The sequence below is a fragment of the Alkalilimnicola ehrlichii genome, from assembly GCF_003399765.1.
Lineage (GTDB): Bacteria > Pseudomonadota > Gammaproteobacteria > Nitrococcales > AK92 > AK92.
Genome location: NZ_NFZV01000005.1, coordinates 130,578 through 144,304 on the forward strand (window position 1 = coordinate 130,578; position 13,727 = coordinate 144,304).

Annotated in this window: 15 protein-coding genes and 1 other RNA gene; 12 read left to right on the top strand and 4 right to left on the bottom strand. The window is 55.9% G+C overall.

What is annotated here, in order from left to right; genetic code table 11:
* Positions 1 to 483 precede the first annotated feature (483 nt).
* The 7 genes from CAI21_RS06790 to CAI21_RS06820 all read left to right on the top strand — a co-directional run bounded on the left by CAI21_RS06790 (position 484) and on the right by CAI21_RS06820 (position 5,337).
* On the top strand, positions 484 to 1,317 hold the full coding sequence (locus CAI21_RS06790; RefSeq protein WP_116301593.1) for a fatty acid desaturase family protein: 834 nt from the start codon (positions 484 to 486) through the stop codon (positions 1,315 to 1,317).
* Positions 1,318 to 1,321: 4 nt separating this feature from the next.
* Positions 1,322 to 1,957, top strand: coding sequence for a GNAT family N-acyltransferase (locus CAI21_RS06795; protein WP_116301594.1), 636 nt, complete (start codon positions 1,322 to 1,324; stop codon positions 1,955 to 1,957).
* Positions 1,950 to 2,882, top strand: coding sequence for a pyridoxal phosphate-dependent decarboxylase family protein (locus CAI21_RS06800; RefSeq protein ID WP_116301595.1), 933 nt, complete (start codon positions 1,950 to 1,952; stop codon positions 2,880 to 2,882). The genes CAI21_RS06795 and CAI21_RS06800 overlap by 8 nt, the downstream gene beginning before the upstream one ends.
* Positions 2,873 to 3,427: a pyridoxal-dependent decarboxylase gene (locus CAI21_RS06805; RefSeq protein ID WP_258868034.1), complete on the top strand. Its 555-nt coding sequence runs from the start codon at positions 2,873 to 2,875 to the stop codon at positions 3,425 to 3,427. The genes CAI21_RS06800 and CAI21_RS06805 overlap by 10 nt, the downstream gene beginning before the upstream one ends.
* Positions 3,428 to 3,581: 154 nt before the next feature.
* Positions 3,582 to 4,208, top strand: a complete 627-nt coding sequence (locus CAI21_RS06810; RefSeq protein ID WP_116301597.1) for a fatty acid desaturase — start codon at positions 3,582 to 3,584, stop codon at positions 4,206 to 4,208.
* Positions 4,112 to 4,456 (top strand): fatty acid desaturase, encoded by a 345-nt coding sequence (locus CAI21_RS25825; protein ID WP_404840858.1) that lies wholly within the window; start codon positions 4,112 to 4,114, stop codon positions 4,454 to 4,456. Before CAI21_RS06810 ends, CAI21_RS25825 begins: the two co-directional genes overlap by 97 nt.
* A 17-nt stretch (positions 4,457 to 4,473) precedes the next feature.
* The gene (locus CAI21_RS06820; RefSeq protein WP_116301598.1) at positions 4,474 to 5,337 is read left to right on the top strand and encodes a class I SAM-dependent methyltransferase; all 864 of its coding nucleotides are present in this window, start codon (positions 4,474 to 4,476) and stop codon (positions 5,335 to 5,337) included.
* Positions 5,338 to 5,409: 72 nt separating this feature from the next.
* Here CAI21_RS06820 and CAI21_RS06825 read toward each other — a convergent pair whose 3' ends face one another.
* The 4 genes from CAI21_RS06825 to CAI21_RS06840 form a co-directional block, all read right to left on the bottom strand.
* Positions 5,410 to 6,927 carry an FAD-binding oxidoreductase gene (locus CAI21_RS06825; RefSeq protein ID WP_116301599.1) on the bottom strand — a complete coding sequence of 506 codons (1,518 nt, stop codon included), beginning with the start codon at positions 6,925 to 6,927 and terminating at the stop codon, positions 5,410 to 5,412.
* Between the two features lie 64 nt (positions 6,928 to 6,991).
* Complete coding sequence (locus CAI21_RS06830) at positions 6,992 to 7,582, bottom strand: phosphoheptose isomerase (RefSeq protein ID WP_116301600.1); 591 nt, start codon at positions 7,580 to 7,582, stop codon at positions 6,992 to 6,994.
* 98 nt (positions 7,583 to 7,680) lie between these two features.
* Positions 7,681 to 8,016, bottom strand: coding sequence for a YraN family protein (locus tag CAI21_RS06835; protein ID WP_116301601.1), 336 nt, complete (start codon positions 8,014 to 8,016; stop codon positions 7,681 to 7,683).
* 3 nt (positions 8,017 to 8,019) lie between these two features.
* Entirely contained in the window at positions 8,020 to 9,921 is a 1,902-nt protein-coding gene (locus tag CAI21_RS06840; protein ID WP_116301602.1) for a penicillin-binding protein activator, read from the bottom strand.
* A 282-nt stretch (positions 9,922 to 10,203) separates the two neighbouring features.
* Between CAI21_RS06840 and rsmI the strand changes: the two genes are divergently transcribed.
* The 5 genes from rsmI to ftsL all read left to right on the top strand — a co-directional run bounded on the left by rsmI (position 10,204) and on the right by ftsL (position 13,727).
* On the top strand, positions 10,204 to 11,067 hold the full coding sequence (gene rsmI, locus CAI21_RS06845; protein WP_116301603.1) for a 16S rRNA (cytidine(1402)-2'-O)-methyltransferase: 864 nt from the start codon (positions 10,204 to 10,206) through the stop codon (positions 11,065 to 11,067).
* Between the two features lie 160 nt (positions 11,068 to 11,227).
* Positions 11,228 to 11,578: RNase P RNA component class A (rnpB, locus tag CAI21_RS06850), an RNA gene on the top strand.
* Between the two features lie 296 nt (positions 11,579 to 11,874).
* Entirely contained in the window at positions 11,875 to 12,327 is a 453-nt protein-coding gene (gene mraZ, locus CAI21_RS06855) for a division/cell wall cluster transcriptional repressor MraZ (protein WP_116301604.1), read from the top strand.
* Between the two features lie 198 nt (positions 12,328 to 12,525).
* Entirely contained in the window at positions 12,526 to 13,461 is a 936-nt protein-coding gene (gene rsmH / locus CAI21_RS06860; RefSeq protein WP_116301605.1) for a 16S rRNA (cytosine(1402)-N(4))-methyltransferase RsmH, read from the top strand.
* Complete coding sequence (gene ftsL / locus CAI21_RS06865) at positions 13,458 to 13,727, top strand: cell division protein FtsL (protein ID WP_116301606.1); 270 nt, start codon at positions 13,458 to 13,460, stop codon at positions 13,725 to 13,727. The genes rsmH and ftsL overlap by 4 nt, the downstream gene beginning before the upstream one ends.

A 13,727-nucleotide genomic window follows, 5' to 3' on the forward strand; every position in this document is an offset into this window, starting at 1 on the left:
AAGCCCGAACAAAGAGAGTGGCATTCTGAACCGGCAAAGCGAAAGCTGGTCGACCGCTAATGCCGCCAAGTTCCACGAATTCCGTTTTCGGCCGTACGTGCATGTCCTGCTCGTCGCCATTCGCAAAGCTCGCTAATTACCTTTCTTTTATTCAAATAATAAAGCGATTGAAAGATTGCTGAGATGGATTTTCCACTCTCTAGGATTGGAATGTAATTATTTTAACATTCCCTAATAGAGGCTCGGCTTTCGCTTGCTTAGAGCATGCTAACGTTATTAAATTTATTAATTATTGATGAAATAAAAAACACGACAATACTTGATAAAAGTCAGTTTTTTGGTCTTGAGGTCCTCTATACCATGGATAGTGCAACCTTGATGTGGCTTTTTTGCGGAAGCCGACGTGGGGATGCTTCGCGGATGACCTGTCTATGGAAGGTGGCGACGAGGTATTGTTGTGGTTAAGGACTACTTTTTTTCGGTTTGTTTTTTCTGGCTTTAGCGGCAAATACTTTCTTACTGATAGCTTTCCCCTTAAGTTTGCTGTCGGCGCCTCTGGTGCTGTTGCAGGCCATTATGTTTGTTGGGCTGGTTGAGGCGTTTCACCAAAGCGTTCATTCCAACTTGTTTCCAGGCAAACGAGCCAACCTCGTTGTTGGGGTGTTCGTTGGAGCGTTTCTAGGAACGAGTTACCCTGCCTATCGCCGCTTCCATCTGAAGCATCATCAATTGACCAATAGCGATGGAGATCCCGAAGCGCGGTTCTATACCAAAGCTAGTAGCCGTCTTCGTGCTTTACTGCTGATTCCCATCACAGTGGCAGGGCATGCTTCCATCGTTAATGCGGCACAGGATCTGCTGCAAAGAAACGACGTTAACTTGCACAAGTTCACTATGCTTCTGATCTATCTGCGAGCAGTGCTTATACTGCTGGCGCTGGTGCTGTACCCCTCCCAAACCCTGGCGGTTTTCCTACTGCCAATGCTCGTATTCTTCTACTACGAGTACTTCATGTCGCATTCCCAGCATTACCAAAAACCGTATGCGGCGACCGCACCAAAAGGGCTAGAGCATTACCGTTACAGCCGTAATCTGCGGTTGCCCAATTGGATTGGGTTTTTATCGTTATATACGAACTATCACGCCACGCACCACGCATCGCCTTCTGCCAAGTGGTACCGGATGCCGGAGGTGGCGGCGAGCCATGGAGATATCGCCTTAGCCTCGACCGTACCCTATCTCGGCTTCGTCAAGTCGTGGTGGCGTCACGGCGTTCGTACGTGGCCTGAGGAAGTATCGGGCACGGAGGAGGGATAGCCGTATGGCGTTCACAACCGACTATCTGAAAAACGTCCGGATTGCCCGACCAGAGGATGTGAGCGATGCGCTGAACCTAAGGTATCGACACATCTGCCGGTGGAACCGCTATCTGCCGGATCGCGGAACGCCCGAACTATCGATTGGCGATAAGTTCGATCCGTACACCGATTATCTGGTCTACCGGGACGAGGCGAACGCAGTGAAGGGGATGGTTAGGATGATCAGACCTAATCCGCTGGGGTTTTTCATGCAGCAGTATGTCGATCCCCGCGCCTATTTCGCTACTGCCGGCGACGTCTGGGAGCTGTCGGAGTTGGTTATTCACAAGGATGAGCATGACACGTTCAAGGTCCTCGGCGCGCTGACTGCTGCGGTTACCCGGTACTTGGTCCGGAACGAAGCCGAACGCATCGCCTCCATTAGCATTAAGCCGATACACAAGTATATGCGCCGCATAGGGTTCATTAACACCGGCGTTACTTTCCCGACCGGCTGGAATCAGCCCATGACCCTTCATGTTTGTCCGGGCAGCGATCGTCTCCTGCAACATGTTCTAGCTGTCTTCAGCGAAGACTCTCGTGACGATTTGTTGTGCTTTGTGTTTCCACACGGAGATAGGCAAGTAGTGTATGGATAACGGTAATCGTCAGCAGAGTATTGCGCAGCTGTGGAATCCGGACGAATTGGTTGGGGGCTTGGAAGCGGTAGGTGCGCTTGGGCAAAGGTTGTACTCCAACGCAGACGACACTGGAAGCGTAGCGCCTTCCCTGGATGGAAAGGCACTGAAACAGCGTCTACACGAAGCAAAGAGGCTGTTGCGTAACGGTCGGTACGAGGATGCGATCGCGTTGTTAGGCGAGGGCGCGGTAAACCTTTATCACCCCGGCTACATGAGCCAACAGCTATGTGCGCCGGCTGCCGCAAGCGTTGTCGGAGATGCGTTGGCTTCCTTGCTCAACCAGGGCCACGCGGTGTTTTCCATGTCCCCTACGCACAGTCTTGTCGAAGACGAAGTCTTGGCTTGGGCGAAACAACGGTTGGGGCTTGCGGAGGATTTTGTCGGCATACCGACGGGGGGCGGCTCTCTTTCGAATCTATCAGCCCTACTAGCAGCGCGTAACTTTCTCAGTAACTGGCGAGGGTGGCGGGACGGAGCATGGCCAAAGCTGACGGTGTTCTCGACGGCATTTTCGCATTACTCCGTCGCCAGGGCTGCGGGTATGCTCGGAATCGGCGTGGAAAACTGCCTTGAGATCGAGGGAGACCGCTATGGGCGGATGTCGGTCGAGGGTCTGGCCAAGAGCTTAACGCGGCTTCGGGATTCCGAGCCGGCCGTGGTCGTACTAACGCTTGGGAATACCGCAACCGGGGCGATCGACCCCATCGCAGATGCCGTTGCCGTAGCCCGTCGAATCCGCCCCGATGTGTGGATTCATGTCGATGCGGCGCATGGCGGGGGACTCTTTCACCTCTCCTCCCTGCATGAAACGTTTGCCGCTTTGAAGGAGTGCGATAGCGTTTCCTGGAATCCGCATAAGCTATTTTTCAGTCGATTCCGTTAGGGCTTCTCTTTTACCGAGATGGACGAAGAGCAGCGCATCTTGCCGTTCATCATGCGCCGTATCTTACGCAGAATAAAACCGCAGAGTTCCCCGATAAGTCGGATCTGACCCTTGAATGCTCGCGGCGGAGCCTCTGCCTGAAGTTATGGATGACTTTGCAGATGACGAATGAAACAGCCGTGTATGCCGCGCACGAGCACCTACTCTCGTTAGCGCAATATGCCGCTGCTTCATTGCGGGATATTGCAGGCTGGCATGTGCTTTATGCGCCATTCTCCAACATTGTGTGTTTCCGCCGTGAGCACGCCGCGGGAGCGGATGCGAATGCCGTAAGCCAAGCGATCGTCGAGTGCATCAATGCGAGCCGAGAGTATTCCATCGGCCACACCTTCATCAGCGACGATTTGTACGTGAGATTGTGTTTTATGAATCCGAGAACGTCATACCGGGATATCGACCATTTGCTGAAAGCAATAAACGGTATGGCGTGTTTGGCCGAGTCGGCACTTGTCGGCGCCGAAAGTAGGTGCTCAAAAGCATCTTAGTGCACAGTCGCCTCCCTGCTGTCTAAATTCTCGATCGTCTTGCTGGGAAGGCATAGTGCTTCTGTTTGCCGTCGGCACTTATTGCGGACTATTCGAGGCGTATCGTCATCGTTTCCGAAGTGGGTGATTTGGTAAGTTGTTAGGGGGATATCATATGAAATGGCAGGATGCCGCTTTTCTGCTGGCTGTTTCGATCAACGCTCTTCTTATTGTTGTTTTCTCTGCGCACTTTCTCATTGTGCTGCCATTGGTTCTCCTCCAGGGGTTGCTTTTATCAGGTTTGCTGGAAGCATTGCACCAGTCGCTGCATTATAATTTTTTCCGCTCTAGGCTAATGAACACAGTGTTTGGTCTGTTTGCGGGGGCGGTGCTGCTGATTAACTTCACGAAATACCGTTACTTTCATTTAGAGCATCATCGTTCGACCAACGCCGCTAACGATCCCGAACAGGTTTTCTATAAAGAGCCGCCTGGAAAACTGCTCTCCCTATTATTCGCGCCCTTCTACCAGCTGCTATTTTCTGCGGCGATTAATCGTTCCCGTTACGTTCCTGCTCATAAACGACGTGAGTCGGCGATCTCCTTTTTGGCGATTCTGGCGTTCGTATTGGCAATGACAGCTTTGGCGTTTGTCGCGCCAGTGCTTGTAATTTTGCTGTATGTCATTCCGTTCTGTGTCTTCGCCTGGTTCGATTACTTTTTGAACCAAGGCGAGCACTATGGGCGCCCTTTTACGGGCAAAAACGAAGCGACGACCCTGCCGATACCGCCAACGACATAGCGCTCCCCGCCTTCTTTGGTGCCTTATGCCTGTTTCGCAACTATCACCGCGTTCATCACGCTTATCCCACGACTAAATGGTATGCAGCGCCGAGAGTTTATGAGCAAACGTTTTTGGCCAACGGCAAACCGGCCGTTGCCGTATTCGATCTAATCGCGCAGTGGATGCGTCGCGGTCCGAGAACATGGCCTGTCGCCAACGAGAGGGATGAAGCCGGCGTTCAAGATTCCGACCGTCTTGTGGGTTAACGATATTAGGAGTTGCTATGAGCGAGAAAGCTATTGCTAAACCGTCGGCCTTTGTCAGGTTCTTCTGGCTGATGCAGCGCGTTACGCCGGCGAAGAGTGCGTTCTTTAAGTTCTTCTATAACGCATTGATGCGGCGACTGCCGGCCGACGAGGTAACGTTCTTGAACTACGGCTATATCGATCCGAGTCGTAAAGATGCTGCTGCCATGTCCAAGGATGGCGACAAGGAGGCCTTGCAGCGTGGACTGTATGACCGGGTTTTATCGAACATTTCCTTGGCCGGTAAAGACGTGCTTGAGGTGGGGTGCGGCCGAGGCGGCGGTGCTGCGTACTTGGCTAGTACAAGACAGCCTGCCCGGATCGAAGGGGTGGATCTGTCGCCGGAGCAAGTGGCCTTCTGCCAGGGACGGCATCGGTTCGAGAATCTTAGTTTCGGTTGCGCCAATGCGATTGCACTGCCGTATCCGAGCGATAGTTTCGATGTGGTGTTGAATGTAGAGTCGTCTCACTGCTACCAAAGCGTTCAGGACTTTTATCGCGAAGCCTTTCGAGTGTTGCGTAGCGGCGGCTATTTCCTCTATGCCGATTTCAATCCTTATGGATCCAAGGACATTCCCGAGAATCCAATAGAAAACCTTGCTCGCCGCCTAAAAGAAGAGGGTTTTTCGCTGGTTGAGGCGGTCGATATTACTAAGGGGGTGTTGGCCGCGCTCGATGTAGCCGATGAAGAGAAACGCCACCTTATCGAGCGCGCTACGACGCTGAGCTTTATGAGGAAAAACCTGGCGGATTTTGCCGCGCTGCGCGGCAGTACGGTTTACGACAAGTTCTTGACCGGAGAATCAACCTACTTTGCGTTCGTGGCGCAGAAGCCCGGTTGAGTCTCGGGTTGAGTCCGTCCACGTATAACGAGTTGCCCTCGGCCCGGGTAGGTCGAGTGTTTCGGCGAGTACCTACAGCCGGCGTGTGGGTGAGCTGTAAGGCGTTGCCGTTGCGCCTGTAGGTGTGGCGGGAAGGGACTTCTGCGGGTTCAAGATCCCTGCCGGATCGAATTGCCGCTTGATTCGAGCCATAAGTTCCAGCGTCTCCGGTGTAAGCTCTCGGTTGACGAAGTCGCGTTTATCGATGCCGACGCCGTGCTCGCCGGAGAGCGTTCCTTCAAGCTTGAGGACTAAGGAAAATACGGCGTCAAGACAGTGCGGTGCGGCTTCTGCCTGTGCCGGGTTGCTGGGATCGTAGAGCAGGTTAACGTGAATGTTACCGTTACCGGCATGGCCGAAGTTGACGATCAAGATTCCGTGGGTCCGGCTAAGCGCCTCTAGCCCCGCGATGAGCTCGGGCATCCTCGACACGGGGACAACAACGTCCTCGTTGACTTTTTTCGGTGCCGCTTTGCGCAGGCAAGGAGAAAGGGCCTTTCTGGCTTGCCAAAGCGCTTTCACGGTCGAGGGGTCGTTGGCGATATCAAGGCTCAGCATTCCCCTGCCGCTGGCCGCCGCTGCGATGGTTTGTGCAGCGGCATCCAGGCCGGTTGTGGGGCCATCCACCTCGACCATAAGTAAGGCGCCTGCCTGTTCCGGCAATGGTATCTCGCCGTACTGGCGGATGAGCTCGATAGCGCGCCCGTCCATAAATTCCAGTGCGCAAGGCGTGATGGGTTGCGCCATAATGCGGGAGACGGCCTGGGCCGCCGCATCGATATCGGTATATATGACGCGTAGGGTCCGTTTGGCCTCGGGTAAGGGGGTTAACTTGAGTGTGGCCTCAGTGATGATGGCCAAGGTGCCTTCCGAGCCAATCAAAAGGCGCGTCAAGTCATAACCGATAACCCCTTTGGTAGTGAAAACACCGGCACGCAATTCTATGCCGTCACCGGTTACTGCGCGCAGCCCAAGTACGTTATCGCGCGTCGTACCATACTTAACGGCTCGCGGCCCGGCGGCGTTACAGGCGAGATTGCCGCCAACCGTGCAGACCGTAGCGCTGCTCGGGTCGGGCCCCCAGAAAAAACCTTTCGCTGCAACGGCATCTTGCAGTGCTTGATTGGTTACTCCAGGTTCGACCACCGCGTAGCGGTTATCGGCGTCGATGCGTAGGATACGGTTCATCCGTTCCAGAGCAAGAATCACGCCCCCCGTCACCGGTACGCTCGCACCGGTTGTTCCTGTACCGCGGCCGCGGGCAATCAGCGGTGTGCCGCTAGCATGGCAGATTTGCACCACCGAGCGGATTTCCTCATGACTTTGCGGAAAGACTACACAGCTCGGCAGGCTATGATGGCGGCTATTATCAAAGCCATAGGCCCAGCAGTCGGCAGGATCGATTTTGACGCGCTGCTCATCGAGAGCGCTTACTAAATGGCGATAAATATCGTCGGCAAGAAACGTCACGGTATACCACAGCGTTGTGCGCGCAGCCCCTAGGTTTGCCGGTTCAAAGCTCTTCTTCCGGCTCTTGGCAAGTCGCGGCATGCGACCCGCTTAAGCTTGAAGGCGTATCGGTGCCGCGGCCGTTAAGTCGCGAACGGTGCGGGGCTTACTCCGGATTAAACAGGTATTGGTCAATCAGGTCGCAAAGACAGTGAATGACAAGCAGGTGTACTTCCTGAATCCGGGCTGTGACGGTCGCGGGCACGCGGACTTCGACGTCGCCTTCGGCTATGAGCGGCCCCATTTGACCGCCGTCCTTGCCCGTTAACGCGACTACTCGCATATCGCGCTCATGAGCAGCCTCGATGGCGGCGACGACATTGGGCGAGTTGCCGCTGGTGCTGATCGCCAGCAGAATATCGCCGCTCTGACCCAGTGCGCGAACCTGCTTGGCAAAGATGTCGTTATAAGCGTAGTCGTTGGCGATCGAGGTCAGCGTTGAGCTGTCCGTTGTTAGCGCGACGGCGGGCAGCCCGGGACGCTCCATTTCGAAACGGTTCAACAACTCCGAGGAAAAGTGCTGAGCATCCGCTGCCGAGCCGCCGTTGCCGCAGGTTAGCACTTTGCCTTCTTGCTGTAGGGAGCGCGCCATGGTGCGAGCGCCGTCGACGATGACGGATGCCAATTGGTCCATTGCCATCTGTTTAGTCCGGATGCTCTCGTGAAAGTGCTGGATAACGCGCTCATGCGGATCCATATCGTTTCCTTCTAAACGTAGAGTAAAACATGATTGTCGATGACTTATGGCAAGCGCAACGAATCCCAATTTTTCTGTGGGTGCCCTACGCTTACCCGTTAAAAGGCGTCGGTGATCCAGTTGATCCCAGTATCGCCTTCGAAAGCAACGACGTCGAAACGGCAAGGTGGAAGCTTACCTAAACGTTGCAAGTAATGTTCGGCGGTTCGTCGTAATTTGGCCTGTTTGCGCGTATCGATACTCGCCGCAGCGCCCCCGAATCGCGCATCGCTGCGGCTGCGAACTTCGACAAACACTAATGTCCGGCCATCTTCCATGATAAGGTCGATTTCGCCGAGACGGCATTGATAGTTGCTTTCCTTATACCGCAGGCCTGCGCGTTCTAAGTGGCGGCGGGCTTTGGCTTCTGCGCTGCTTCCTTGCGCCCGGCTCATGGCTTAGTCGTTCCCCTCGAATCTGATTCCGTTGCGTGAGGGCTGGACTTGTCGCGGTTCAAGGCGTGGTTGCCCGCGGGTAAATTGCGCCGGCAGCAGCATTCTTTGAACGCGACCGTTCGTGTCTACTTGGAGTACCCCGGTTTTGCCATCGAGTGTGTCGCCCGAGTAGGCTTGTAGTGCCTCAAGATAGGGGATGATCCGATAGGCATCTATCCCCAAGGCGTAGAGGCGGGGTTGCCTTGCTACGCCTGGCCAATGCTCGGCCAGTTCGGAACGGCTCAAGCCGTCGTCTTTCGGCTCCGGGTCGAGCAGCCAGGGCATATCGACAAAGCGAATGCCGTTCATGTCCTGGTCGGCCGCCGTATCGATCACGCCGCTGAATACGTGCGAAGTTGCCAGGATGGGCAAATCCATCGCGTGATGAAACCGTAGTTGGGGCTGGATGAGGCGGGCGTCGCGCGGGAAAGCGCCCAGAAAGATAAAGTCCGCGTCCTGACGACGGCGCGACTCAAAGTGGAAGCCTCTTTGGAGTGTTCTGCGTAGCAGTCTTTGGCGATGATCGCTGGCGTTCAGATTGAGTAAGGTTCTGATGGGGACGCTAAAATCGCTGCCTTCCGCAGGATAGGTGCGCGTCTCAAGTACCTGCTGATACTCGCCTTCGAAGGCTTGAGCGAAAGCCTTGGCTACCCGCTCGCCCCAGTCGCCCTCGGGAACCAGAACAAGCGCGTTTTCGTAGCCTCTTTCTATTGCGTAGAGCGCCGCCGACCGTGCTTCGTCCTCAGGGCTTAAGCCAAACTGGTATAAACCTTCCGGAGCGGTGGCATCGGCGGGGAGCGTGTTCAAGGCTAGCGTCGGTACCGGTAACTCGCCCCGAGCGGCGAGGGTTGCGACATCGCCCCTGGTCAGCGGGCCGATGATAAAGTCCGCACCGTCGGCGACGGCCTGATCGTATAGCCGCAGTACCGAACCGTCCTCGCTGCCGGTATCGTAGATGCGCAGGCTGGGGCGGTTGTTATTGGTTGCGTAATAGGCAGCCAGAAATCCGTCGCGGATCGCTTGTCCTGCACCGCCCACAGGGCCTGACAACGGAAGCAGTATCGCTAGTTGCTGCGGCTCTGTTAGTTGGTCGCGATAACGAACCAGTAATTCCTGGACGAAAACGTCGGCGGCAGGGTGATCAGGATAGCGGCGCTGCCATTGCTTTAGCGCGTTTTCTAAACGATTTACATCGAGGCGATACGTTCTGACCGTAAAAGCAAGCTCGAGCCAACCGCCAAACGCGTCGGGCGGCGGGGGCATGCGTTCGCGCAGCAGTTCCATCGGCGTTTGCGAAAGCGAGTTCCACAAGTGCTGCATGTTCTCGTCGATTTCTTCTGCTGTGCTCAAGGTCTGATGCAGTTCGGCTCGGGCCTCGGCGCTTTCCAGCAACAGGCCTACCGCCGCGCTGACCTCCGCGCGGAGGCGTAACGTTTCTTGATGCAGATACTCCGGAGCCTCTCCGAGCATGCTAAAGCTTAGGTATGCCGCCGCCGGACGGTCCCGCAGGAGTAGTTGGCGGACTTCTAGAAGTTCGCGGTGGAACTGTTGGGCAGCAGGTAGCACCGAGGGCAAGTCGCCTATCAGCGCATCGGCCTCGTCGGTATTCCCGAGATACAGGTATAAGCTTGCCGCGCGGAGCAATAGGTGCTCCCGTTCGGGGGAGACGCTCTTCGTTGCGGCCCGCCTTAATTGCTCCGCCGCGCGCTCAATGTCGCCGGCTTCGATGGCGGCATCGGCTTCTTCAACGATCTCTGCCACCGAGCGTTCGACCACTGGGCGTGGTGCCGTGGCGCAACTAGCCAATACGACCGCGAGTGCGATCAGCGACAATAGGGAAATAAAACGGCTATTTTTCTGCTGCATGAAATTTGGTGACCTTTGCTCGACACCATACAGTTACGCAATTGCTTGATACCATATTATCAAGCGATTTTGGCCAATTCGGGTATGGTGACGCTATAACGGGCATCGCAAAATCGAAGGAATAACTTTTTGATGCATCTTAACCTGCTAAAGCCGTAGACGGCCTCGATTATCTACAGAGACATCGGCTACTCCTCGAGCGTTCCCTGGAAGGGAGCAAATTAGCCCCCTAACGTCGCCTGCCGGAAGGGCAGGCGTCAATATCAGCATTTGAGGTTCAAAGTGTCAAACAACTGCGGCACCCTTTTTGTTGTAGCAACGCCTATCGGTAACCTCGAGGATATGACTCGGCGTGCCGAGCGCGTGTTGGCCGAGGTCGATTATGTTGCCGCGGAAGATACCCGGCGCACACGGATTCTCTTGCGGCATTACGGTATTTCCGCGCGGCTGCGAAGCTTGCATGAGCATAACGAAGAGGCGCAGCTCGATTCTGTATTAGGGTTGTTAGAGCAGGGCGAATCGGTCGCGTTGGTGAGCGATGCCGGAACGCCGTTGATTAGCGATCCTGGCTTTCGTTTGGTGCGGGAAGCGCGCCGGCGCGGGTTGCCCGTGGTGCCGGTGCCGGGAGCTAGTAGCGTGTTGGCCGCGTTGTCCGTGGCCGGGTTGCCGACGGATCGCTTTAGTTTTGAAGGTTTTTTGTCAGCGAAATCCGCTGCTCGTCGTAAGCAGTTGGATGCATTGTCCGCAGAGCCGCGGACAATGATCTTTTTCGAATCCAGCCATCGCATCGAGGCGTTCATAGCCGATATGAGCGCAGTATTCGGTGCGGAGCGGGAAGTTACGGTCGCGCGTGAGCTTACTAAAACCTACGAAACCGTCCGCCAGGGGGCGTTGGGGGAGGTGGAGGCGTGGCTCGCAAGCGACCCTAACCAAAGGCGGGGCGAGTTCGTCGTGATCGTTGCCGGTTGCGCCGGTCCTGCTGCGCAGCCCGAAGCGGTGGTTGCTGGCGACGACGTCCTACAGGCTCTGTTGGAAGAGTTGCCTCTTAAGCAGGCGACTCGTTTGGCGGCTCGTATCACCGGTCAGCCTAAGAACGCTCTGTACGAGCGCGCTCTGGCCTTAAAAAGTTATAAAGACAATAAGTAATCGTTGGCTCTAGCGGTCGATCGCCTTTCGCTTTGCCGGTTCAAAGCGTCGCTACCGGTGTGCGGCGGGCCTGCACTGGCCGCAATGCGGTCAGTGCTCGAGGGGCCGTATGATTTTTCAGTTTCCCCTGATGCAGCGTTAATTTGATATTATAAGTACGGGAGTCGGCCAGGCAGTCGCTGCATCGTCTCGATGTGGAGGAAAGTCCGGGCTCCAAAGGGCAGGGTGCCAGGTAATGCCTGGGGGGCGCGAGCCTACGGCTAGTGCCACAGAAAATATACCGCCTAAGCACCTTAAGGGTGCCGGTAAGGGTGAAAAGGTGCGGTAAGAGCGCACCGCGCGGGTGGTAACATGCCGCGGCAGGGTAAACCCCACCCGGAGCAAGACCAAATAGGGGGGCATCGATGTGGCCCGCATCGCTCCCGGGTAGGTCGCTTGAGGCGCGCGGCGACGCGCGTCCCAGAGGAATGGCTGCCCACGACAGAACCCGGCTTATCGGCCGGCTCCCACTTCCCTTCTTGTTCTCTTCTCTTGGTACTGCGAGAAATCCCCGCTTTCTCAGCGGCTTAAACGTGACACTTCATCTTGTTTGTGCGTTCTGCGTGTAACGCTGTGTTTTCTCATTCTATTCTATTCGCGGTGTTCTGTCGCTAATAAGCGACGTTGTGAATTGGCTCTAAGTATTTGTTGTGTAAGAAAGAACTTCATTGAGTTCAGCTTGACAAGGAGGATTGTCGCTACCTATAGTGTGGCAAAGTGGGACAAAGTGGATGAAAATGGAATTTTGGGGCGCAACGGGGGCGGAAAGTGTTTCGCGGGGTTAGTCATCTCAACCTTGATGCCAAGGGACGCTTGACGTTCCCGAGCCGCTATCGCGAGCGGCTGCAGGCGTATTGCGAGGGTGAGATGGTCATTACGGTCGATCCCGATCACTGCCTGCTCGTCTATGCGCTACCCGATTGGGAAGTGATCGAAGCCAAGTTGGCGAAGCTTCCGAGCCTGAAGCCTCAGAACCGTCGTCTACAGCGTTTGCTGATCGGTTATGCAACCGAGTGCCCGATGGACGGCAATGGGCGGATTTTGTTGCCACCCCCGCTGCGCGATTTTGCGGGACTGGATAAGAAAGTCGTTCTGGTCGGTCAGGGAAATAAATTCGAACTCTGGGATGAAGCGACCTGGAACGAGCGACGTGAAGTATGGCTGGCGCAAGCGGCGGAAGAAATGGAGCTTTCTGCGGAGCTGGAGGAGCTTTCGCTGTAGGAGATGCTTCCTTACGCCTCTTCAGTGGCGGCGAGTGCGTGCAGCGTCTGTTGAGGCGGATGTGATGGGTTCACGGTGTTCGAGTTGACGATAGGCCTTGTTCCAAGGGCGGCCGTTTCGGTTATTGAGCGTGTGCGTCCGGCTATTACGGCCGGGTGTCCCGGTTTCTCGCGAACGTGGCGGGGTTGGCGATAACAAATGCAGGAATACGCGCACCGGTCAGTACTGCTCGCAGAGTCTGTCGACGCTTTGGCGATACGGTCGGACGGACTGTATGTGGACGGCACCTTCGGTAGGGGCGGTCACAGCGAGGCGATACTGGCGAAGCTAAACGACAAGGGAAGGTTGTGGATGATCGACAAGGATGGTCAAGCCGTCGACTATGCCCGCCAACGCTTTGGTACCGACCCGCGTTGTTTGATCCGGCAAGGGTCGTTCGTCCAGTTATCGGAGCTGGCGAGCGAGCAGGGGTGCCGAGGCAAGATAGATGGCATTTTGCTCGACCTCGGCGTTTCGTCGCCGCAGCTCGACGATCCTGTAAGAGGATTTAGTTTTCTGCGCGATGGCCCGCTGGATATGCGGATGGACGCCTCGCGCGGCATGAGTGCCGCCGAATGGTTGGCTGAAGCAGCACCGGAGGAGATTGCCGAGGTGTTGCGGGAGTATGGCGAGGAGCGCTTTGCGAAACGTATCGCCCGGGCCATTGTTTTAGCCCGCGAATCCGGCGCTGCGCCGCAAACCACTCAGCAGCTGGTTGCTCTTATCGAGGCGGCGCTGCCGTTCAAAGAGCGAAATAAGCATCCCGCGACGCGAAGCTTTCAAGCCATTCGTATTTTTATTAACCGTGAGCTCGACGAGCTGCGGGCTTTGCTAGACGACGCTTGCGATCTGTTAGCGCCCGGCGGGCGTTTGGCCGTAATCAGCTTCCACTCGTTGGAAGATCGTCTCGTTAAACGATTTATGCGCGATAAGTCCTCCGTCGGCTATTTGCCGCCGGAGGTGCCTGTCGTTCCCGAGGAGCGGCGGCCGCGCTTGAAGCTTGTCGGCAAGCCTGTTCGTGCCGGGGAAGCGGAGTTGGCCGTCAATCCTCGTTCGCGCAGCGCCGTATTAAGGGTGGCGGAGCGTTTGTCATGAAAGTTGAGCAGCTCGTCGTCACCGCTTTAGTGCTAGCGGTGATCGGGTCGGCAGTCGCGGTCGTCTATGTCAAGCATCATAGCCGGCAGCTTTTCGTCGAGACGCAGGAGCTGATTAAAACGCGCGACGAATTGAACGTGGAATGGGGCATGTTGCAGCTCGAGCGCGGTGCTTGGGCTACCCACGGGCGTATAGAGCGGCTGGCTCGCGAACGCCTGCAAATGCGCATTCCAGGCCGAAATGACGTAGTCATCATCGAAGAGTAA

Coding starts and splice junctions, on each gene's coding strand:
- CAI21_RS06795 (WP_116301594.1), top strand. CDS start 1,322: ATGGCGTTCACAACCGACTATCTGAAAAACGTCCGGATTGCCCGACCA.
- CAI21_RS06800 (WP_116301595.1), top strand. CDS start 1,950: ATGGATAACGGTAATCGTCAGCAGAGTATTGCGCAGCTGTGGAATCCG.
- CAI21_RS06810 (WP_116301597.1), top strand. CDS start 3,582: ATGAAATGGCAGGATGCCGCTTTTCTGCTGGCTGTTTCGATCAACGCT.
- CAI21_RS06820 (WP_116301598.1), top strand. CDS start 4,474: ATGAGCGAGAAAGCTATTGCTAAACCGTCGGCCTTTGTCAGGTTCTTC.
- CAI21_RS06825 (WP_116301599.1), bottom strand. CDS start 6,927: ATGCCGCGACTTGCCAAGAGCCGGAAGAAGAGCTTTGAACCGGCAAAC.
- CAI21_RS06830 (WP_116301600.1), bottom strand. CDS start 7,582: ATGGATCCGCATGAGCGCGTTATCCAGCACTTTCACGAGAGCATCCGG.
- CAI21_RS06835 (WP_116301601.1), bottom strand. CDS start 8,016: ATGAGCCGGGCGCAAGGAAGCAGCGCAGAAGCCAAAGCCCGCCGCCAC.
- CAI21_RS06840 (WP_116301602.1), bottom strand. CDS start 9,921: ATGCAGCAGAAAAATAGCCGTTTTATTTCCCTATTGTCGCTGATCGCA.
- rsmH (WP_116301605.1), top strand. CDS start 12,526: ATGCAGGAATACGCGCACCGGTCAGTACTGCTCGCAGAGTCTGTCGAC.
- ftsL (WP_116301606.1), top strand. CDS start 13,458: ATGAAAGTTGAGCAGCTCGTCGTCACCGCTTTAGTGCTAGCGGTGATC.